Origin of the sequence: Variovorax sp. Varisp41 (assembly GCF_047325085.1) — a bacterium.
Lineage (GTDB): Bacteria > Pseudomonadota > Gammaproteobacteria > Burkholderiales > Burkholderiaceae_C > Variovorax.
The window spans coordinates 6,045,149-6,065,181 of sequence record NZ_CP168540.1; the positions used below are offsets into that span (position 1 = coordinate 6,045,149).

Annotated in this window: 15 protein-coding genes; 8 read left to right on the forward strand and 7 right to left on the reverse strand. The window is 71.5% G+C overall.

Features of this window, described 5'->3' with window-relative positions; genetic code table 11:
* Positions 1-24: 24 nt before the first annotated feature.
* The 5 genes from ACEN9J_RS28075 to ACEN9J_RS28095 all read right to left on the reverse strand — a co-directional run bounded on the left by ACEN9J_RS28075 (position 25) and on the right by ACEN9J_RS28095 (position 6,887).
* Positions 25-1,017 carry a Bug family tripartite tricarboxylate transporter substrate binding protein gene (locus ACEN9J_RS28075; RefSeq protein WP_057592019.1) on the reverse strand — a complete coding sequence of 331 codons (993 nt, stop codon included), beginning with the start codon at positions 1,015-1,017 and terminating at the stop codon, positions 25-27.
* Between the two features lie 38 nt (positions 1,018-1,055).
* Positions 1,056-2,699, reverse strand: a complete 1,644-nt coding sequence (locus tag ACEN9J_RS28080; RefSeq protein WP_413762630.1) for an indolepyruvate oxidoreductase subunit beta family protein — start codon at positions 2,697-2,699, stop codon at positions 1,056-1,058.
* Between the two features lie 13 nt (positions 2,700-2,712).
* The gene (locus tag ACEN9J_RS28085) at positions 2,713-4,881 is read right to left on the reverse strand and encodes a thiamine pyrophosphate-dependent enzyme (protein WP_413762631.1); all 2,169 of its coding nucleotides are present in this window, start codon (positions 4,879-4,881) and stop codon (positions 2,713-2,715) included.
* Between the two features lie 106 nt (positions 4,882-4,987).
* On the reverse strand, positions 4,988-5,659 hold the full coding sequence (locus ACEN9J_RS28090) for a c-type cytochrome (RefSeq protein ID WP_413762632.1): 672 nt from the start codon (positions 5,657-5,659) through the stop codon (positions 4,988-4,990).
* 10 nt (positions 5,660-5,669) lie between these two features.
* Positions 5,670-6,887 carry a PQQ-dependent sugar dehydrogenase gene (locus tag ACEN9J_RS28095; RefSeq protein WP_413762633.1) on the reverse strand — a complete coding sequence of 406 codons (1,218 nt, stop codon included), beginning with the start codon at positions 6,885-6,887 and terminating at the stop codon, positions 5,670-5,672.
* Between the two features lie 114 nt (positions 6,888-7,001).
* Between ACEN9J_RS28095 and ACEN9J_RS28100 the strand changes: the two genes are divergently transcribed.
* Positions 7,002-7,931: a LysR family transcriptional regulator gene (locus tag ACEN9J_RS28100; RefSeq protein ID WP_093340459.1), complete on the forward strand. Its 930-nt coding sequence runs from the start codon at positions 7,002-7,004 to the stop codon at positions 7,929-7,931.
* Between the two features lie 6 nt (positions 7,932-7,937).
* Here the strand turns inward: ACEN9J_RS28100 and ACEN9J_RS28105 are convergent, their stop codons facing one another.
* Entirely contained in the window at positions 7,938-8,375 is a 438-nt protein-coding gene (locus ACEN9J_RS28105; protein WP_413762634.1) for a hypothetical protein, read from the reverse strand.
* Positions 8,376-8,413: 38 nt separating this feature from the next.
* Complete coding sequence (locus tag ACEN9J_RS28110) at positions 8,414-9,487, reverse strand: LacI family DNA-binding transcriptional regulator (protein ID WP_413762635.1); 1,074 nt, start codon at positions 9,485-9,487, stop codon at positions 8,414-8,416.
* A 112-nt stretch (positions 9,488-9,599) separates the two neighbouring features.
* Here ACEN9J_RS28110 and ACEN9J_RS28115 point away from each other — a divergent pair, with 112 nt between their 5' ends.
* From ACEN9J_RS28115 to xdhB, 7 genes are all read left to right on the forward strand, one after another.
* Entirely contained in the window at positions 9,600-10,637 is a 1,038-nt protein-coding gene (locus ACEN9J_RS28115; protein WP_413762636.1) for a TRAP transporter substrate-binding protein, read from the forward strand.
* A gap of 9 nt (positions 10,638-10,646) precedes the next feature.
* On the forward strand, positions 10,647-12,548 hold the full coding sequence (locus ACEN9J_RS28120) for a TRAP transporter large permease subunit (protein ID WP_296797441.1): 1,902 nt from the start codon (positions 10,647-10,649) through the stop codon (positions 12,546-12,548).
* A 31-nt stretch (positions 12,549-12,579) separates the two neighbouring features.
* Positions 12,580-13,119 carry a VOC family protein gene (locus ACEN9J_RS28125; protein WP_057592011.1) on the forward strand — a complete coding sequence of 180 codons (540 nt, stop codon included), beginning with the start codon at positions 12,580-12,582 and terminating at the stop codon, positions 13,117-13,119.
* 5 nt (positions 13,120-13,124) lie between these two features.
* Positions 13,125-14,408, forward strand: coding sequence for a ribulose-bisphosphate carboxylase large subunit family protein (locus ACEN9J_RS28130; RefSeq protein WP_413762637.1), 1,284 nt, complete (start codon positions 13,125-13,127; stop codon positions 14,406-14,408).
* Positions 14,405-15,715: a four-carbon acid sugar kinase family protein gene (locus tag ACEN9J_RS28135; RefSeq protein WP_413762638.1), complete on the forward strand. Its 1,311-nt coding sequence runs from the start codon at positions 14,405-14,407 to the stop codon at positions 15,713-15,715. The genes ACEN9J_RS28130 and ACEN9J_RS28135 overlap by 4 nt, the downstream gene beginning before the upstream one ends.
* A gap of 201 nt (positions 15,716-15,916) precedes the next feature.
* Complete coding sequence (gene xdhA / locus ACEN9J_RS28140) at positions 15,917-17,560, forward strand: xanthine dehydrogenase small subunit (protein ID WP_413762639.1); 1,644 nt, start codon at positions 15,917-15,919, stop codon at positions 17,558-17,560.
* Between the two features lie 4 nt (positions 17,561-17,564).
* Positions 17,565-20,015 (forward strand): xanthine dehydrogenase molybdopterin binding subunit, encoded by a 2,451-nt coding sequence (xdhB, locus tag ACEN9J_RS28145; RefSeq protein ID WP_413762640.1) that lies wholly within the window; start codon positions 17,565-17,567, stop codon positions 20,013-20,015.
* Positions 20,016-20,033: the final 18 nt, after the last annotated feature.

Here is a 20,033-nt window from a genome sequence, read left to right on the forward strand (position 1 = left end):
GGTCTGGTTGGGCTCCTCGCGTGTTCAGTCCGCCGCGATGCGGCGTTCGCGGATCAGCGCGCCGAAGCGCTGCGAATCGGCCGCGGCGCGCTGCTGGAACTCGGCCGGCGTGCCGGGCACGGCCTCGCCGCCCAGCGAGGCGATGCGTTCCTTCACGGCCGGCAATGCGAGCGCGCGGTTGATCTGCGCATTGAGCTGCGCCACCACCTCGGGCGGCGTGCCGGCCGGCGCATAGAAACCGAACACGGTGTCGGCGTCGAAGCCGCGCAGGCCGGCCTCGTCGAGCGTGGGCACGTCGGGGAACAGCGGCGAGCGCTGCGGGCTGCCCACGGCCAGCAGGCGCAGCTTGCCCGCGCGCACCTGCTGCAGGCCGATGCCGGGATCGAAGGCGTAGTCGACCTGGCCCGCCAGCAGGTCCTGCAGCGCGGGCGCGGCGCCGCGGTAGGGCACGTGCAGCGCGAACAGGCCGGCCTGGCTCTTGAACATCTCGCCCGCGAGGTGCGGCGAACTGCCGCTGCCCGGCGAGGCATACGAGAGCTTGCCCGGGTTGGCCTTGGCATAGGCGATGAAGTCGCGCACGTTGGCCGGCGGCAGCGAGGGCTTGGCGACCAGGAACACCAGCACCCGCGCCGCGGCCGCCACCGGCACCAGGTCCTTTGCCGGGTCGAAGCTCATGCGCGCATAGAGGTGCGGGTTCACCGACACCATGCCGCCCGAGCTCATGAGCAGCGTGTAGCCGTCGGCCGGCGCGCGCGCCACGGCCTCGCCGCCGACGTTGCCGTTGGCGCCGCCGCGGTTCTCGATCACCACCGGCTGCTTGAGCGCCTCCTGCAGCGGCTGCGCGACGGCGCGCGCGATCTGGTCGGCCGCGCCGCCGGGCGGGAAGTTGACGATCACTTTGACCGGCTTGGCGGGCCAGGCGGTGGCGGTGTTGGCCTGCGCCGAGGCACAAGCAAGAGAGGCGAGAGCGGCCGCCAGCAGCAGCCGGCGTCGCCAGGGGAAAGCGTCGAGGGTCATGGTGTGTCTCCTGTTTCTTCTTGGGGGTGCGATGAGGCTCAGGCGGGGCGCGAAGGCGTGGCGGCCGGCGGCCGCTTCATCCAGCGGATGGGCTGCGCCTGCACCGGCCGCGGCGCCGCGCCGTGCTGCGCGAGCGCGGCATCGAGCGCCTTGCCACCTTCGTCGGCCAGCGCGGCCTCGCGCGCGGCGCCGATGGCCTCGGCGCGTGCCGGCGCGGGCATCGCCGTGCGGCCCGCAAGTTCGCCGACCAGGTGCAGCAGCGTGTGCTTGCCGCGCTCGTTGGTGCTGCCGTAGCCCTTGATGAGCCGGCCGCACAGCGCGAGCTCGCGGCCCAGCATCCAGTTCTCGCGCGCGCCGGCTTCCACGGCCGCGAGCCAGCGCTCGATCAGCGCCTGTTCCTCCGCGAAGCGGCTGCCGCGGCGGCGCAGCCAGCGCAGCGAGGCCAGCAGGCGCAGCGAGGCCATGCCCCAGACGGCATGGCTGCCCACCTGCAGCGGCAGCGCCCAGGGCTCGCGGCCGCGCGCCTGGCGCGCGCGGTCCCAGGCCGTCACGCGGCGCGCGAGCGCGGGTGGCAGCAGCGCCGCGAACTCGGCCGCACCGGGCTTGAAGTGGTCGTAGACCTTCACGATGTCGGCCTCGCCCGCGCGCACTTCGCGGCGCACGCGCTGCGCGCGGCTGGCGCGGCCCTTGAGTGCGGCCACACGCACGATGTCGTCGAAGGCCATCCACAGCGCGAGCCAGCGCGCGGTCTCGCGCACGATCGCGAAGCCGCGTGCGCCGGCCGGGTCGGCCGCGCGCTCTGCATCGAGCACGCGCGCCAGCCGCTGCGCATAGAGCGCGGCGTAGGCCGCGTCCTGGTAGTCGAGCACGCGCACATGGCCGAGCGCCAGCAGGTCGTGCACGGCCGGTGGAAAGCGTTGCGCCAGCTCGGCCGGCAGCGCGCGCGCGGGCGGCGGTGCATCGCGGCCTTCCTCGGCCAGCACGCCGCGCACGAAGGCGGCCTGCGCGCGCGGCGCGCTCACGGCCTCGAAGGCGGCCGCGAAGCCGCGCAGGCTGGCCGCGGCCGCCTTGCCGACCTTGTCGTGCGCGACGCCGCCGCGCACCGCATGCTCGTAGGCCGCGCGCTCGAACGGGAACAGCCCGCTGCCCGCGATCGCGCCGAGCATCACGGCGCTGACCACCGTGCCGGCCTCGCGCGCCATCGCGCCCATGTCGAGCACATGGTGCTCGCGGCTGAAGGCCTTGACCACGTCGATCAGCCGCTGCGCGTCGGCGCGTCCGTCGCCGGGCACCATGCGCTCGGCGGTGGTGAGCACGCGCGCCGACGAGCTGATGACCAGCGTGCGCGGCGGCGCGCTCATGCCGTTGCCGATCTGGCGCGTGGTCTCGAGCAGCTCCGACGACACGATCGCGTCGAGCGCGCCCGGCACCGGGCTCAGGCTGAAGACGGGACGGCGCCCGCCGAGCTGGGCCAGCGGCACCGGGAACACCTCGATGTAGTAGGTGGTGGCGCCGGTGCGCTGCGCCACGCCGGGGATCGAGGTGCTCTGCGCGGCGAAGCCCGCGTGGCGCGCGGTCTCCACCAGCCATTCGGTGAGCACGCCGCCGCCTTCGCCGCCGAGCGCGCAGACGAGCAGCGTGATCGGGCGCTGCGTGGACGCCGGGGAGGAATGTCGTTCCATCGTCTGTTCCTCCTCAAGCCGGGCGCAGCGCGCGCACCACCGCGCCGCGCAGGCCATGCAGCAGCCGCTCGTGCCACTTCGGGTTCTGCACCACCTCGGCGCGGTAGAAGCTCGGGCACAGCGTGGCGGCGTGCGCGTTGGCGCCGCACAGGCCGCAGCCCACGCAGCCGTCGATCACGGTCGCCACCGGGTCGAGCTTGAGCGGATCGGGGTTGTCCTTCAGCGTGAGCGTGGGGCAGCCCGAGAGCCGGATGCAGGCATGGTCGCCGTTGCACACGTCCTCGTCCACGCCGTACTTCACGCGCACCACGCGTTCGCCGCGCTGCAGCAGGCCCGCGATCCAGGGCTTGATGCGGCGCTGCCGCTCGAGCTGGCATTCGCCCTCGGCGATCACCACCTTGAGGCCGTCGAAGTCGCTGGTCAGCGCCTCGGTCAGGGTGCGGCGCATGCGCTCCACGTCGTAGGTGGTCACGGTGCGCATCCATTGCACGCCCAGGCCCTTCAAGGTCGATTCGATGGTCTGGTTCTTGTCGACCAGGCTCTGCTGCTTGTCGACGGCGCGCTCCTTCGCCTCGTCGTCGGGCGTGGAGATGATGTCCTGCGTGCCGGTGGCCGAGGTGTAGCCGTTCTTGAAGATCAGGAGCACCGCGTCGTCGCCGTTGAACAGCGCGCTCTGCACGCCGGTCAAGAGGCCGTTGTGCCAGAAGCCGCCGTCGCCCATGATCGACAGCGTGCGCCGGTTCATCATCGGCGACACGCCCGCGCGGCTCGCGAGGCTCATGCCGTAGCCGAGGATCGAGTGGCCCATCGAGAACGGTTCGAAGGTGCCGAAGGCATGGCAGCCGATGTCGGCCGCGATGTGCACCGGGCCCGTGGTCTGCTGCGCGAGCTTGAGGGCCGAGAACACCGGCCGCTCGGGACAGCCCACGCAGAAGCTCGGCGGCCGGTTCGGCAGCGGCACGTCGAGCCGGCGCGCCACCGCCTCGCGGCGCTCGCGGTTGCCGGCCAGCCAGGCCTGGGCCGACAGCGCCGATGCGGCCGTCTCGCCCTCGCCGACGTACTTCGCGACGAAGGCGGCGAGCCCGCCCGAGAGCACTTCCACGCCGTACTCGCCGGCCGAGGGCAGCAGGTCCTTGCCGTGCAGCGGCGTCTGGATGTCGCGGCGGCGCAGCAGGGTCGCGATGTCCTGCTCGATGTACTCGGGCTGGCCTTCCTCCGCCACCAGCACCGCGCGTTTGCCGAGGCAGAAGTCGGCCAGCTGCTCGGGCACCAGAGGATAGGTGACGTTGAGCACCAGGATCGGGATCTCGCTCTCGCCGAAGGCATCGGCCAGCCCCTGCTGCTGCAGGCCGCGGATCAGCGCGTTGTACAGGCCGCCCTGCACCACGATGCCGAGTTCGGCATGGCGCCCGCCGGGCATCAGCTCGTTGAGCCCCTGGGCCACGATGTGGCGGCGCGCGGCGGGAATGCGCTCGTCGCCCTTGAGCTTCTCGTGGCGGAAGGTCACGGGCGGATGGGCGAGCCGCATGTAGTCGAAGCCCGCGGGGTCGGTCATGAGCGCGCGCGTCGACACGGCGGGCGCGAGGTTGTCCTTGCACGCGAAGCTGCCGCGCACGTGGCAGGTGCGGATGCGCAGCTCCATCAGGCAGGGCATGTTCGAGGTCTCCGAGAGCTGGAAGCCCTGCTCGACCATGCGCACCATCACGGCCAGGTCGGGCCGCGGGTCGAGCAGGCACATGCTCGACTTGAGCGCATAGGCATGGGTGCGCTCCTGGATCACGCTGGCGCCTTCGCCGTAGTCCTCGCCGACCACGATCAGCACGCCGCCGGTCACTCCGGGCGAGGACAGGTTCGACAGCGCGTCGGCCGCCACGTTGGTGCCGACGATGGATTTCCAGGTCACGGCGCCGCGCAGCGGATAGTGGATCGAGGCGCCGAGCATGGCCGCGGCCGAGGCCTCGTTCGAGCAGGCCTCCACGTGCACGCCGAGCTCGTCCATGTAGCCCTTGGCCTGCACCATCACGTCGAGCAGGTGCGAGACCGGCGCGCCCTGGTAGCCGCCGACATAGGCCACGCCCGACTGCAGCAGGCCCTTGGTGATCGCGAGGATGCCCTCGCCGTGAAAGGTGTCGCCCTCGCCGAGGCGCAGCGCCTCGACTTCCTTGCTGAATGAGACTTCCAAAAGAATCGGCTCCGATGGGTTGATGCGTGGGTGGATGAAGGAATGCGCGGACGCAGGCGTCCCCGCACCGGGTGCGGGCCGGCGTTGATCGTTGCTGGAGGCGGTGCTACTTGCCGCCGGGCTTGGGCGGCGCGGTGGGAAAACGCGCCACGTAGTAGGCGAGGGTGTCGAGGTCTTCGGGCGCCATGCGGCCCACGGCCTCGCCCATCGCCTGCGTGTAGCCCGGGCGCTTGCCGGTGCGGAACTCCTGCAGCGTGAGCGCGAGGTATTCCTCGCGCTGGTGCGCGATGCGCGGCACCTGCTGGCCGCCGCTCAGGTCGGCGCCGTGGCAGATCACGCAGCGGTTCTCCTGCGCGAGCGCCTGGCCGCGCGCCATGCGCACCGCGTCGGGCGGTGCGGCGGCGGCGGCGGCCGGCGCCAGCGCGGGCAGCGTCGCGATGAAGTCGGAGAAGCCGCGCAGGTCCTCGTCCTTCATCGTCTTGGCGACCGCGGTCATGGCCTCGTTGGCGCGCCGGCCCTCGCGGAACAGGAACAGCTGCGTGATCGCGTAGAACGAATGCTGGCCCGCGAGCGAGGGCACGCCCTGCATCTCGCTGCGGCCATCGGCACCGTGGCAGGCGGCGCACAGCGCGGCGTAGCGCTCGGCATAGACCTTGGCGCCCGATGCCGCCGCCGGCGCGGCCTTGGGCTGCGCGCCCCTGGTCGCCTGCGCGAACGCGGGCAGGGCCAGCGCCCACAGCATCGCCACCGTCGCCGCCATCGCCGTGTGCCTCGTCATCCGGCGCGCCTCACTTGCCGCCGTAGCTGATGCGGTAGATCGCACCCGCGTGGTCGTCGCTCACCAGCATCGAGCCGTCCTTGAGCACCAGGAAGTCCACCGGCCGGCCCAGGTAGGTGTTGTTCTCGACGAAGCCGGTCATGAAGGGCTCGACCTTCGCGCCGCCCCTGCCGTCGGGCCAGGCCACCGCGATGTCGGCGTACTTGGTGGTGCGGTTCCAGGGGCCGTGGCGCGCGATGAACATCGCGCCGCGGTACTTCGCCGGGAACATCTTTCCTTGATAGAAAGTCATGCCCAGCGCCGCGGCGTGCGGGCCCAGCAGCGCGGCGGGCTTGGCGTAGTCGGCGCAGCTCTTGCCCCAGCCGAATTCCGAATCGAGGATGTTGCCCTGGTGGCAGTACGGATAGCCGAAGTGCTGGTCGGCCTTGGTCACCACGTTGAGCTCGTCGTTGGGCAGGTCCTCGGAGAGCCAGTCGCGCCCGTTGTCGGTGAACCAGAGGTTGCCGGTCTTCGGATCGAAGTCGAAGCCCACCGTGTTGCGCACGCCGCGCGCGATGGTCTCGATGCCGCTGCCGTCGAGGTTCATGCGGAAGATGCGCGCATGCGCGTCGTCGGGCTCGCAGAGGTTGCAGGGCGCGCCGACCGCGTAGTAGAGCTTCTCGTCGCGGATGCGCAGGTAGCGCCAGCTGTGGTCCCGGCCGCCGGGCAGCTTGTCGTGGAGCACCACCGGCTGGCCGGGGTTGTCGAGCTTGTCCTCGATGCCGTCGTAGCGCTGGATCTGCTTGTGCGTCGCGAGGTAGAGCGCGCCCTTGTGGAATTCGATGCCGGTGGCGAACTCGGTCTTGTCGACGATGGTCTTCGGCTTGCGGTCGCCCTTCTCGGCAATGGCATAGACCTTGTTGCCGACGAACAGCGTGCTCACGAACACCGTGCCCTTGGCGCCCTGGCGCAGCGAGCGTGCATCGAGCACGCCCGAGGCCCAGGTCTCGACCTTGAAGCCCGGCGGAAGCTTGAACTTTGCGGTGGGCAACTGGTCGGCCGCAGTGGGGATCGGAAAGGAAGGCACGGGCGCCAGCCGCGTGGCCGCGTCGTTCTTGGGCCGGCCCTTGGCCCAGCCGGGTTCCTCGGTGGGCGGCTGCTGGGCCCAGGCGGCGCCGGCCGCGAGGAGCAGGGAGGTTGCAAGGGTCGCGAGCACCGCTGACATCGAATGCGGGCGCAGTCTGGCCATGTCGTGTCTCCTTCTCGTTGTGGTGGCGCTTTCGTCGGGGGCGGCGAATTCACGCCGGGCGCCAGTGTGCGGAGCTTGCGGCCCGGCTTCAATAAAATAAGCGAGCTAAGCGATATGAACGGCATGCATATTGAAACCATAGACCTCAACCTGCTGCGCCTCTTCGATGCCGTCTACCGCGCGCGCAGCGTGAGCCGTGCCGCCGAGTCGCTGGGCCTGACCCAGCCCGCGGCCAGCCACGGCCTGGGCCGGCTGCGGCTGCTGCTGAAAGATGCGCTGTTCACGCGCGCCCCCGGCGGCGTGGCGCCCACGCCGCGCGCCGAGCGCCTCGCCGCCGCGGTGCAGGCCGCGCTCGCACTGCTCGAGGAGGCGCTGCACGAGCCCGCGCGCTTCGAGCCGCAAGCCTCGCGCAAGGTCTTTCGTATTCACATGAGCGACATCGGCGAGGGCCGCTTCCTGCCCGCGCTGATGGCGCGGCTCGGCGAGCTCGCGCCCGGCGTGCGCATGGAGACGCTGCCGCTCGCGCCTGGCGAGATCGCGCCCGCGCTCGACAGCGGCCGCGTCGACTTCGCCTTCGGCTTCCTGCCCAAGGTGCGCGACACGCAGCGCCTGCACCTGCTGAAGGACCGCTACATCGTGCTGCTGCGCAAGGGCCATCCGTTCGCGCGCGGCCGGCGCACCAGCCAGGCGCTGATCGAGGCGCTGCAGACCCTCGAGTACGTGGCGGTGCGCACCCATGCCGAAACCCTGCGCATCCTGCAGCTGCTGAACCTCGAGGACCGCGTGCGCCTGACCACCGAGCACTTCATGGTGCTGCCGGCGATCGTGCGCGCCACCGACCTCGCGGTGGTGATGCCGCGCAACATCGCGCGCGGCTTCGCGCAGGAGGGCGGCTACGCGATCGTCGAGCCGGCCTTTCCGCTGCGCGACTTCACGGTGTCGCTGCACTGGAGCAAGCGCTTCGAGGCAGACCCCGCGAACCGCTGGCTGCGGCAGGTGATCGCGGAGCTGTTCGCCGAGCGCGCGGGCCGTGCCGAGCGCTGAGCCGGCTCAGCGAAAGAACGCGCGCAGGTAGTCCGCCGCGGCGTCGGAGAGGCCGACGATCTTGTCGGTGGCCTGGCGGTAGAACTTGAAGTTGAGCTCGGTCTCGGGCCGGCCGTCGTTCCAGTCGGCATGGGACTTGAGCTCGCGCCGCCCGAGCGGGGCCTTGGCAAGGGCGGTGCGCCGCACCGCGATGCTCACGCGCGGCGTCTGCCGCTCGACGTCGGGCACCGGCGGCAGCGCCTCGGCCGCGGTCACGATGCCCATCGCGACCAGGCCGGCGCCGCCCGCGTTCTCGCTCGCGAACACGAACACCGTGTCGCCGGGCGCGATCTGCTTGCCGCCGTACATGGTCTTCTGGGCCGCGAATTCGAAGCGCGTGGCGCGCGGGTCGGCGACCTCGGTCTTGATCGCGTAGCAGGGGCGTGGGGGCGGGGTTTGCGGCATCGATGCTAGTTTCCATCAGCCGCGAATACCCCCGCGCCTCAAGGCAGGTTCTCCCTGAAGATCACCACGCTGCGCGTCGTCTCCACCCCGCTGAGCACGTCGCGCCCCTCGCGCAGGTTGGTGAAGATGCGCACGCAGCTCATCAGGGTCGCATGCGGGCTTTGCGTGATCACCGCGTCCATGCTGCCGTCGATCAGCAGCGCGCGCGTGTCGGGCGTGAGGCCGTGGCCGATGAAGGCCACCTTCTGGTCGCGCTGCGCTTCCTTGAGCGCGCGCGCCACGCCGTCGGAGGCGCCGCCGATGTTGTAGATGCCCGCGAGCTCGGGATGCTGCTCGAGCAGCGCGCGGGTCTGGCGGTAATTCTTGTCGGCATCGTCCTGGCCCTCGCGCAGGCCCACCACCTGCAGCGGCTCGAACATCTCGTCGATCACCTGCAGGAAGCCGGCCTCGCGCTCCTGGTGCGCGCTGTAGCGCAGGCTGCCCGCGATCAGCGCGACCTTGGCGGCGCGCGCTCCGATGAAGCGGCCGATGAGGTAGCCCGCGGTGCGGCCGGCGGCGCGGTTGTCCAGCCCGATGTAGGCCGCGCGCTGCGAGTTCGCGAGGTCCGAGATCAGCGTCACCACCGGCACGCCGCGCGCGGCCAGCGCGGCCACGGCCTCGCGCACGGCCGGATGCTCGAGCGCCATCATCGCGATGCCGTCGCAGCGCCCGCCCAGGCGCAGCAGCGCGGCGGCCAGCGCCTCGGGGTTGAAGCTCTCGGTGAGTTCGGTGCGGCACACCACGTTGAACGGCGCCCAGTGCTCCTGCGCGTAGCCGACCATGTCGCCGAGCATGCGGATGAAGCGGTTGGTGCCGCTGGGCAGCAGGAACACCAGCCGCAGCGGCCGCGGCGCCAGCGCCGCGTAGAGGTCGCGCTCGGGCAGGTAGCCGAGCTCGGCGGCGGCCTTGAGCACGCGCTGCACGGTGGCGTCGCGCACGCCGGGGCGCTTGTTGAGCACGCGGTCGACGGTGGCCGTCGAGACCTGCGCGGTGCGCGCGATGTCGGCCACGGTGGCGCGCGCCGCGGCGCCGTCGGCCGGCGCGGAGGATTGGTGTGAAGGGTTAACCCGCATACATCAAAAACCATCAAACCGTGGTTTGACGGTACAGGGTGAGGCCTATATCTTCGAGGAAATTCAATCAATGATGCATCAATTCGCATCATCCGCACAACGGAGACACAGCATGGCACCGGTCACCCGCCGCAGCGCGATTCGCACCCTGTCCGCCCTTCCCGCCATCGCGGCCGTTCCGGCCGCCGGCGTGTTCTCGGCCCTGCCGCGCACGGCCCGCGCGGCGGAGTTCTCGTACAAGTACGGCAACAATCTGCCGCTGAGCCATCCGCTGAACATCCGCGCGCAGGAGGCGGCCGACCGCATCGCCAAGGAGACCAGCGGCCGGGTCGAGATCAAGATCTTCCCGAACAACCAGCTCGGCGGCGACACCGACATGCTGGCCCAGGTGCGCTCGGGCGGCATCGAGTTCTTCACGCCCTCGGCACTGGTGATCGCCACCCTGGTGCCGGTGGCCGCGATCAATGCGGTGGGCTTCGCCTTCGCCGACTACAAGCAGGTCTGGGCCGCGATGGACGGCAAGCTCGGCGCCCATGTGCGCGGCGCGATCGCCAAGTCGCGCCTCTACGCCTTCGAGAAGATGTGGGACAACGGCTTCCGCCAGACCACCAGCAGCAAGGCCGCGGTCGCCACCGCCAAGGACATGGATGGCCTGAAGATCCGCGTGCCCGTGAGCCCGCTGTCGATCTCGATGTTCAAGGGCCTGGGCGCCGCGCCCGCGAGCCTGCAGTTCAGCGAGGTCTACTCGGCGCTGCAGACGAAGATCGTCGACGCGCAGGAGAACCCGCTGCCGATCATCCAGGTCGCCAAGCTGTTCGAGGTGCAGAAGTTCTGCTCGCTCACCAACCACATCTGGGACGGCTACTGGTTCATCGCCAACGGCCGCGCCTGGGACGCGCTGCCCGCCGACCTGAAGACCGTCGTCGCGCGCGCCATCAACGAGGCCGGCCTGCAGCAGCGCGAGGACATCCGCAAGCTCAACGAGTCGGTGGTGGGCGACCTGCAGGCCAAGGGCCTGACCATCAACCGCCCGGCGGCCGACAGCTTCCGCGCCAAGCTGCGCGACTCGGGCTTCTACGGCGAGTGGAAGGGCCGCTTCGGCCCCGAGGCCTGGGCGCTGCTCGAAGAGGCCGTGGGCAAGCTGGCCTGAGCGTCACCCATGTCCTCGCACGTGCTTCCCGCCGACGCGCTCGCCCCTGGTGGCGCCGCCGTGGCCCATCCGAACGCGCTGGCGCCGCTGGCCGGCCGCCTCGACCGCTGGCTCGGCGGCACGGTGGAATCGCTGGCCGCGCTGCTGGTGCTGGCCGAGATCGTGGTGCTGTTCGCGGGCGTCACGGCGCGCTATGCCTTCCATGCGCCGCTGGTGTGGTCCGACGAGCTGGCCTCGATCCTGTTCCTGTGGCTGTCGATGCTCGGCGCCGTGGTGGCGCTGCGCCGCGGCGAGCACATGCGCATGACCGCCTTCGTGGCGCGGCTGCGGCCCGACACGCGCGCGCTGTTCGACACCTTCGCCATCACGGCCTCGGTGGCCTTCCTGGCGCTGGTGGCCTGGCCGGCCATCGACTACGCGCACGAGGAGTCCTTCGTCGTCACGCCCGCGCTCGAGATCAGCAATGCCTGGCGCGCCTCGGCCATCCCCGCGGGCATCGCGCTGATGGGGGTGGTGGCGCTGCTGCGCCTGCTGCGCGTGTGCACCCTGCGGCAGATCGCCGTGGCCGCGCTCGGCACCGTGGCGCTGGTGGCCGCCTTCTGGCTCGCGGGGCCGGTGCTGGCGCCGCTGGGCAAGCTCAACCTGCTGATCTTCTTCGTCGGCGTGGTGGCCTTCACCGTGTTCGCCGGCGTGCCGATCGCCTTCTCGTTCGCGCTCGCCACCTTCGGCTACCTGGCGCTGACCACGCGCACGCCGATGCTGGTGATGGTGGGCCGGCTCGACGAGGGCATGTCGCACCTGATCCTGCTGGCGGTGCCGCTGTTCATCTTCCTCGGCGCGCTGATCGAGATGACCGGCATGGCGCGCGCCATGATCCAGTTCCTCGCGAGCCTGCTGGGCCATGTGCGCGGCGGCCTGTCGTACGTGCTGATCGGCGCCATGTACCTGATCTCGGGCATCTCGGGCTCGAAGATCGCCGACATGGCGGCCATCGCGCCGGTGCTGTTCCCCGAGATGACCCAGCGCGGCGCCAAGCCCGGCGACCTGGTGGCGCTGCTGTCGGCCACGGGCGCGCAGACCGAGACCATCCCGCCGTCGATCGTGCTGATCACCATCGGCTCGGTCACCGGCATCTCGATCGCGGCGCTGTTCACCGGCGGCCTGATGCCCGCGGTGGTGCTCGGCGCCATGCTCTGCGTGGTGGTCTGGTGGCGCTACCGCCGCGAGGACCTGAGCCAGGTGAAGCGCCACGGCGCGCGCGAGATCGGCAAGCTGCTGGGGGTGGCGCTGCCCGCGGTGCTGCTGCCCTTCGTGATCCGCGCCGCGGTGGTCGAGGGCGTGGCCACGGCCACCGAGGTCTCGACCATCGGCATCGTCTATTCGGCGCTGGTCGGCCTGCTGATCTACCGCCAGTTCGACTGGCGCCGGCTGCGCCCGATGCTGGTCGAGACCGCCTCGCTCTCGGGCGCCATCATCTTCATCGTCGGCTGCGCCACCGCCATGGCCTGGGGGCTCACGCAGTCGGGCTTCTCGCAGGACCTCGCGAAGCTCATGGCCGGCATCCCGGGCGGCGCCTACGGCTTCCTCGCGGTCTCGATCGTGGCCTTCATCGTGCTGGGCAGCGTGCTCGAGGGCATTCCGGCCATCGTGCTGTTCGGGCCGCTGCTGTTCCCGATCGCCAAGGCGGCCGGCGTGCACGAGGTGCACTACGCCATGGTCGTGATCTTCGCGATGGGCATCGGCCTGTTCGCGCCGCCCTTCGGCGTCGGCTACTACGGCGCCTGCGCCGTCAGCAAGGTCGATCCCGACGAGGGCATCCGCCACATCTGGGGCTACATGGCCGCGCTGCTCGCGGGGCTGGTGCTGGTCGCCGCGATCCCGTGGTTCTCCACCGGTTTTCTCAAAGTCTGACAACAACACGCACAACGGAGCGCGCAAGAAAATGAGTCGATTCCTCGGCGAGATCCGCCAACTGGGCTACGTGGTGCCCGACATCGAGGCCGCCATGGACTACTGGAGCCGCGAGCTCGGCGTCGGTCCCTGGTTCTACAACCCCAAGGTGCCGATCCGCAACTACCGCTACAACGGCGAAGCGCACGAGCCGCACAACTCGGTGGCGCTGGCCAACTCGGGCTATGTGCAGGTCGAGCTGATCCAGACCCGCAACGACGTGCCCTCGATGTACCGCGACTTCCTGCGCGCGGGCCGCACCGGCCTGCAGCACGTGGCCTACTGGACCGCCGACTACGACGCCGACCTCGCGCGCCTCACGGCGCAGGGCTTCAAGCCGGTGATGAGCGGCGAGGTGGGCGAGCGCGGCCGCTTCATCTACTTCGACACCGAATACCACCCGGGCACCGTGATCGAGCTGTCGGAAGTGGCCGGGCCGAAGGGGAAGATGTTCGACCTGATTCGCGCGGCCTCCGAAGGCTGGGACGGCAGCGAGCCGGTGCGGCCCTTCCCCGACCTGTCGAAGCTCTGATGACGATGGCGCAGGCAGAACAGCGCATCCGCGCGCGCTACCGCATCGAGACGCCGCTCGAGCCGGCCGCGGTGGCCGAGGTGATGGCGGGCGAGCAGTCGTGCGGCACCTTCACGCGCGTCGAGGGCGAGACCGACGACCTGCGCGCGCGGGCGCGCGCCACCGTCGAGGCCATCGCCGAGCACGAGCCGGCCGCGGCGCCCAGCCTGCCCAATGCGCTGCTCGAGCGCCAGGGCCGGCGCGGGCCGTGGCGGCGCGCGCTGGTCGACATCTCCTTTCCCGTCGCCAACATCGGCGCCAACCTGCCGACGCTGGCGGCCACGGTCGCGGGCAACCTCTACGACCTCGGCGAGGTCACGGGGCTGCGGCTCGAATCGCTGCAGCTGCCCGCGGCCTACCGCGCGCAGTTCGAACGGCCGAGCCACGGCGTGGCCGGCACCCGCCGCGCCACCGGCGTGGAAACGGGTGCGCTGGTGGGCACCATCATCAAGCCCAACGTCGGCTTCTCGGCCGCGCAGACCGCCGAGCTGGTGGCGCGGCTGTGCACCGCGGGCGTGGACTTCATCAAGGACGACGAGGTCTCGGCCGATCCGCTGCATGCGCCGCTGGCCGAGCGCGTGCCGGCCGTGATGGCGGTGGTGCGCGACCATGCGCAGCGCACCGGCAAGCAGGTGATGGTGGCCTTCAACATCACTGACGAGACCGACGCCATGAAGCGCCATGCCGACCTGGTCGAGCGCGAGGGCGGCAGCTGCGTGATGGCCAGCCTCAACTGGTGCGGCCATTCGGGCATCCAGACCTTGCGCCGCCATACGCCGCTGGCGCTGCACGGCCACCGCAACGGCTATGGCGCGCTGTCGCGCCATCCGCTGCTGGGCATCTCGTTCCAGGCCTACCAGGCGCTGTGGCGGCTGGCCGGCGTCGACCACATGCACGTGCACGGGTTGCAGGGCAAGTTCTCGCAGCCCGACGAGGAGGTGATCGAGTCGGCGCGCGACTGCCTCGCGCCGCTGGTGGCGGGCGAGGGCGCCTTCGATGATCGCGTGATGCCCGCCTTCTCCTCGGGCCAGTGGGCCGGCACCGTGGCGCCGACCTGGGCCGCGGTCGGCAGCGACGACCTGCTGTTCATGTCGGGCGGCGGCATCCTGGCCCATCCGGGCGGCGCGGCCGCGGGTGTGGCGAGCATTCGCCAGGCCTGGGCCGCGGCGCGCGCGGGCGTGCCGGTGGCCGAGGCCGCGCGCGAAGCGCCCGAGCTGGCGCAGGCGCTGGCCTTCTTCGGCGCCAAATGAGCGCGGCAGCGGGCACGTCGGTGCCGCTCGCCTATTACGGCGACGACTTCACCGGCGCCACCGACACGCTCGCCACCGCGGCGCGTGCCGGGCTGCGCGCCTTGCTGTTCCTGCGCGTGCCCGACGAGGCGCTGCTCGCGCGCGCCGGCACGCTCGACTGCCTGGGCATCGCGGGCGCGGCGCGCTCGATGGCACCGGACGCGATGCGCGCCGAGCTCGCGCCGGTCGCGCGGCTGATGGCCGGGCTCGGCGCGCGCGTGCTGCACTACAAGACCTGTTCCACCTTCGACAGCGCGCCCGGCGTCGGCAACATCGCGGTCGCCATCGAGGCGCTGCGGCCCGCCACCGGCCGGTCCTGGACCGCGATCGTCGGCGGCCAGCCGAACCTCGAGCGCTACTGCCTGTTCGGCCACCTGTTCGCCGCGGCCGGCAGCGGCGGCACGGTGCACCGCATCGACCGCCATCCAACCATGAGCCGGCATCCGGTCACGCCGATGCGCGAATCGGACCTGCGGCTGCACCTTCAGGCGCAGGGCCTGGGCGAGACCGCGCTGCTGCCGTACCCACGTCATGCGGCCACGGGCGAGGCGCTGGCCGCCTTGCTGGACCAGCGGCCCGAGGCCGTGCTGTTCGACGTCGCGCGGCCCGAGGACCTCGAGGCCATCGGCGCGGCGCTGTGGCCGCTCGCCACCGCCGAGGCGCCGCTGCTGGCCGTCGGCCCGAGCAGCGTGGTGCAGGCCTTCGCGCCGCGGCTGGCACAGGCGCCCGCGGCGCCGGCCGCCGTGGCGCCCGCGCGCGGCCCGGTGTTCGTGCTGGCCGGCAGCCTCTCGCCGGTCACGGCGCGGCAGGTGGCGGCCGCGCGGTCCTTCGAGACCGTCTGGCTCGACGCGGCGCGGCTGGTCGATCCCCATTCCGATCACCTGGCACAGGCCGCGCGCGAACTGGCCGACCGGCTCTCGACCGGCGTCCACGTGCTGGCCTGCACCGCCACCGAGGCCGCACGCGCCGGCCACACCCGCGTGCCCGCGCGCGCGCTGGCCGAGGCCGGCGGCGAACTGCTGGCGCGCGTGCTCGCGGCCGTGCCGCTGTCGCGCGTGGGCGTGGCCGGCGGCGACACCTCCAGCCTCGCCGTGGGTGCGCTCGACGCCTGGGGGCTGTCCTATCTCGCGCAGCTCGCGCCCGGCACCGCGCTGTGCCGGCTGCACAGCGAGGCGCCGGGGCTCGACTGGGTCGAGATCATGCTCAAGGGCGGGCAGATGGGGGCGGAGGACGTGTTCGAGCGCCTGGTGCACGGCACCGGCGGCTGAGCGGGGGCAAGGCCTGTTTCTTCGGCGCGGCCATGGCGCCCGCGCCGCCATGGCACGAGAATTGCCCCGAATCCAGGGTTTCCCCGTACGTCGCATACCGGGCCCTGCATACGCAATATGGGCACCACGGTATGCGTGCGGCGGCGCAAGCCGCTAACGTCCAGGCTTGGCCACCACGCGCCACCCCACGAGCACGACAGCATGAGTACCGAGAGCAGCAGCCACAGCCCCAGCCAGCCCATCCGATTCTTCCATCGCGGACAGGTCGTCGACGTCAGCGGCGTCCACCCGACCCGCTCGGTGCTCGACTGGCTGCGCGAGGACGCGCGCTGCACCGGCACCAAGGAGGGTTGCAACGAGGGCGACTGCGGTGCGTGCACCGTGGTGATCGGCGAGCTGGCCGAGGCCGGCGCGCCCGACGCGGTCGGCGGCCTGCGGCTGCAGACGGTCAATGCCTGCATCCAGTTCCTGCCCACGCTCAACGGCAAGGCGCTGTTCACGGTCGAGGACCTCAAGGACCAGTGCCAAGCTTCGCAGGCAGCCCCGGCCCCCGCGCTTCAAGAGGGCGACAAGCGCCCGCACCTCGTGCACTGCCTGCACCCGGTGCAGCAGGCGCTGGTCGACTGCCATGGCTCGCAATGCGGCTTCTGCACGCCGGGCTTCGTGATGTCGCTGTGGTCGGCCTACGAGCATCACCAGGCGCGCGGCACGCAGCCCTCGCGCCAGCAGCTGGCCGACGACCTCTCGGGCAACCTGTGCCGCTGCACCGGCTACCGCCCGATCCTCGACGCGGGCCAGCGCATGTTCGACCTGCCGCCGGTGCGGCTGGACAGCCGCGCGGTGGTGGCCGCGCTCACCGCGCTGAATCCGCCCTCCGGCGCCACGGGCTTCGAGTACGCGGCCCCGCTGGGCGCGCGCATCGACCGCTTCCACGCGCCGCGCTCGCTCGAGCAGCTGGCCGCGCTGCGCGAGCAGAAGCCGCGTGCGCAACTGCTGTCGGGCTCGACCGACGTGGGCCTGTGGGTCAACAAACAGTTCCGCGACCTCGGCGACATCATCTACGTGGGCGACGTGCCCGAGCTCAAGACCGTCGAGGTCCGCGGCGACCACCTCTATATCGGCGCGGGCGCCTCGCTCGAATCGGCCTTCGCGGCGCTGGTCGAGCGCGTGCCCAGCCTGGCCGACGTCTGGCTGCGCTTCGCCTCGCCGCCGATCCGCCACGCGGGCACCATGGGCGGCAATGTCGCCAACGGCTCGCCGATCGGCGACTCGCCGCCGGTGCTGATGTCGCTCGACGCCGAGATCGAGCTGCGCCGCGGCGCCGACGTGCGCCGCATGCCGCTGCCCGACTTCTACGTCGACTACATGAAGAACCAGCTGCAGAGCGGCGAATTCGTGCAGGGCCTGTGGCTGCCGCTGGCCGCGATGCGCCGCCAGGTGCGCGCCTACAAGATCAGCAAGCGCTTCGACTGCGACATCTCGGCGCTGTGCGCGGGCTTCGCGCTCGAGCTCGAGCCCGGCGGCAACAAGGTCAAGGCCGTGCGCCTGGCCTTCGGCGGCATGGCCGCCACCGTGAAGCGCGCGGCGCAGGCCGAGGCCGCGCTGGTCGGCAAGCCCTGGACCCAGTCCAGCGTGAATGCCGCCAAGCTGGCGCTGGCGCAGGACTTCAAGCCGCTGTCCGACATGCGCGCCTCGGCCGACTACCGGATGCAGGTGGCGCAGAACCTGATCCAGCGCCTGTGGCTCGAAACCCGGGCCGAGGATGCGCTGCCCGGCAGCGCCACCAGCGTCTGGAGCGTGATGCCGCACGCCGCCACCGCCAAGCCGGCCGCGCAAGGAGTCTGAGACCATGAACAAGCCCCTCGATGCCCGCCTGCTGCAACCCGCAGAGGCCTTTGCCGACTACCTCAAGAACACCGCCGCCCGCATCGACCAGGGTGCCGAGGCGCTCGCCCACGACCAGGGCGCGCGCGTGGGCATCAGCCGCCCGCACGAATCGGCGCACCTGCACGTGGCCGGCGAGGCCACCTACATCGACGACATTCCCGAGATCGCCGGCACCCTGCACTGCGCGCTGGGCCTGTCGCCCGCGGCCAACGGGCGCGTCACGGCGCTCTCGCTCGACGCCATCCGCGCCATGCCGGGCGTGGTGTCGGTGCTCACGGCCGACGACATCCCCGGCACCAACGACTGCGGCTCGATCATCCACGACGACCCGATCCTGCTGTCGGTGAAGGACGGCGGCGAGATCCGCTACCTGGGCCAGCCGGTGTTCGCCGTGATCGCGCGCACCCGCGACGCCGCGCGCCGCGCCGCCGCGCGCGCCAAGGACGCGCTGACCATCGAGGCGCAGCCGCCGGTGCTGACGCCGCAGGACGCGCATGCGCGCGGCCAGTACGTGGTGCCGCCGATGCACATCGTGCGCAGCGGCGGTGCCGCCAACGGCGGCGACGAGGCCGCGGTGCGCGCCGCCATCGCGGCCGCGCCGCGCCGGCTCAAGGCCACGCTCGACGTCGGCGGGCAGGAGCAGTTCTACCTCGAGGGCCAGATCAGCTACGCCATTCCGAAGGAGGGCGGCGCGCTGCATATCCACTGCTCGACCCAGCATCCGAGCGAGATGCAGCACCTGGTCGCGCACGCGATGCACCTGCAGTCGAACGAGGTGCACGTGGAGTGCCGGCGCATGGGCGGCGGCTTCGGCGGCAAGGAATCGCAGTCGGCGCTGTTCGCCTGCGTGGCCGCGGTGGCCGCGAGCAAGCTGCGCCGCCCGGTCAAGCTGCGGCTGGACCGCGACGACGACTTCATGGTCACGGGCCGGCGCCACTGCTTCTGGTACGAGTACGAGGTGGGCTTCGACGACGAGGGCCGCCTGCTCGGCGCCGAGATCACCATGGTCTCGCGCGCCGGCCACTCGGCCGACCTGTCGGGCCCGGTGATGACGCGCGCGCTGTGCCACTTCGACAACGCCTACTGGCTGCCCAACGTCAGCATGCACGGCTACTCGGGCAAGACCAACACGCAGAGCAACACGGCCTTCCGCGGTTTCGGCGGCCCGCAGGGCGCGATCGCGATCGAGAACATCATGGACTCGGTGGCGCGCGCGCTGGGCCGCGATCCGCTCGACGTGCGGCGCGTCAACTTCTACGGCAAGGGCGAGAACAACGTGACGCCCTACCGCCAGACCGTGACCGACAACATCGTGCACGAGCTGGTGGCCGAGCTCGAGGCCACGAGCGACTACCGCGCGCGGCGCGAGGAGATCGCCGGCTTCAACGCCGCGAGCCCGGTGCTCAAGCGCGGGCTGGCGCTGGCACCGCTGAAGTTCGGCATCTCGTTCAACGTCAAGCACTTCAACCAGGCCGGCGCGCTGGTGCACGTCTACACCGACGGCTCGATCCTGGTGAACCACGGCGGCACCGAGATGGGCCAGGGCCTGAACACCAAGGTGGCGCAGGTGGTGGCGCACGAGCTCGGCGTGAGCTTCGAGCGCGTGCGCGTCACGGCCACCGACACGACCAAGGTCGCGAACACCTCGGCCACGGCGGCTTCGACCGGCGCCGACCTCAACGGCAAGGCCGCGCAGGACGCCGCGCGCCAGATCCGCGAGCGGCTGGCCCAGAGCGCGGCCGAGCGCCATGGCGGCGAGCCCGGCGCGGTGCGCTTCGCCAACGACAAGGTCGAGGTCAACGGCCGCACGCTGGCCTTCAGCACCGTGGTGGGCGAGGCCTACCTCGACCGCAAGCAGCTGTGGTCCGACGGCTTCTACGCCACGCCCGGCCTGAGCTGGGACAAGGACAAGATGCAGGGCCGCCCGTTCTACTACTACGCCTACGGCGCGGCGGTGAGCGAGGTGATCGTCGACACGCTGACCGGCGAATGGAAGCTGCTGCGCGCCGACATCCTGCACGACGCGGGCAAGTCGCTGAACCCGGCGGTCGACATCGGCCAGGTCGAGGGCGCCTTCATCCAGGGCATGGGCTGGCTCACGACCGAGGAGCTGGTGTGGCATCCGCAGAGCGGCAAGCTCACGACCCACGCGCCCAGCACCTACAAGATCCCGACCGCCAACGACTGCCCGCCGGTGTTCAACGTGCGGCTGTTCGAGGGCCAGAACTTCGAGGACTCGATCCACCGCAGCAAGGCCGTGGGCGAGCCGCCGCTGCTGCTGCCGTTCTCGGTCTTCTTCGCGATCCGCGACGCTGTGTCGGCCGCGGGCGGCCACCGTGTCGACCCGCCGCTGCGCGCGCCCGCCACGAGCGAATCGATCCTGCGCGCCGTGACGGCCGTGCAGGTGGGATGAGCGCCGCCAAAGCGGACA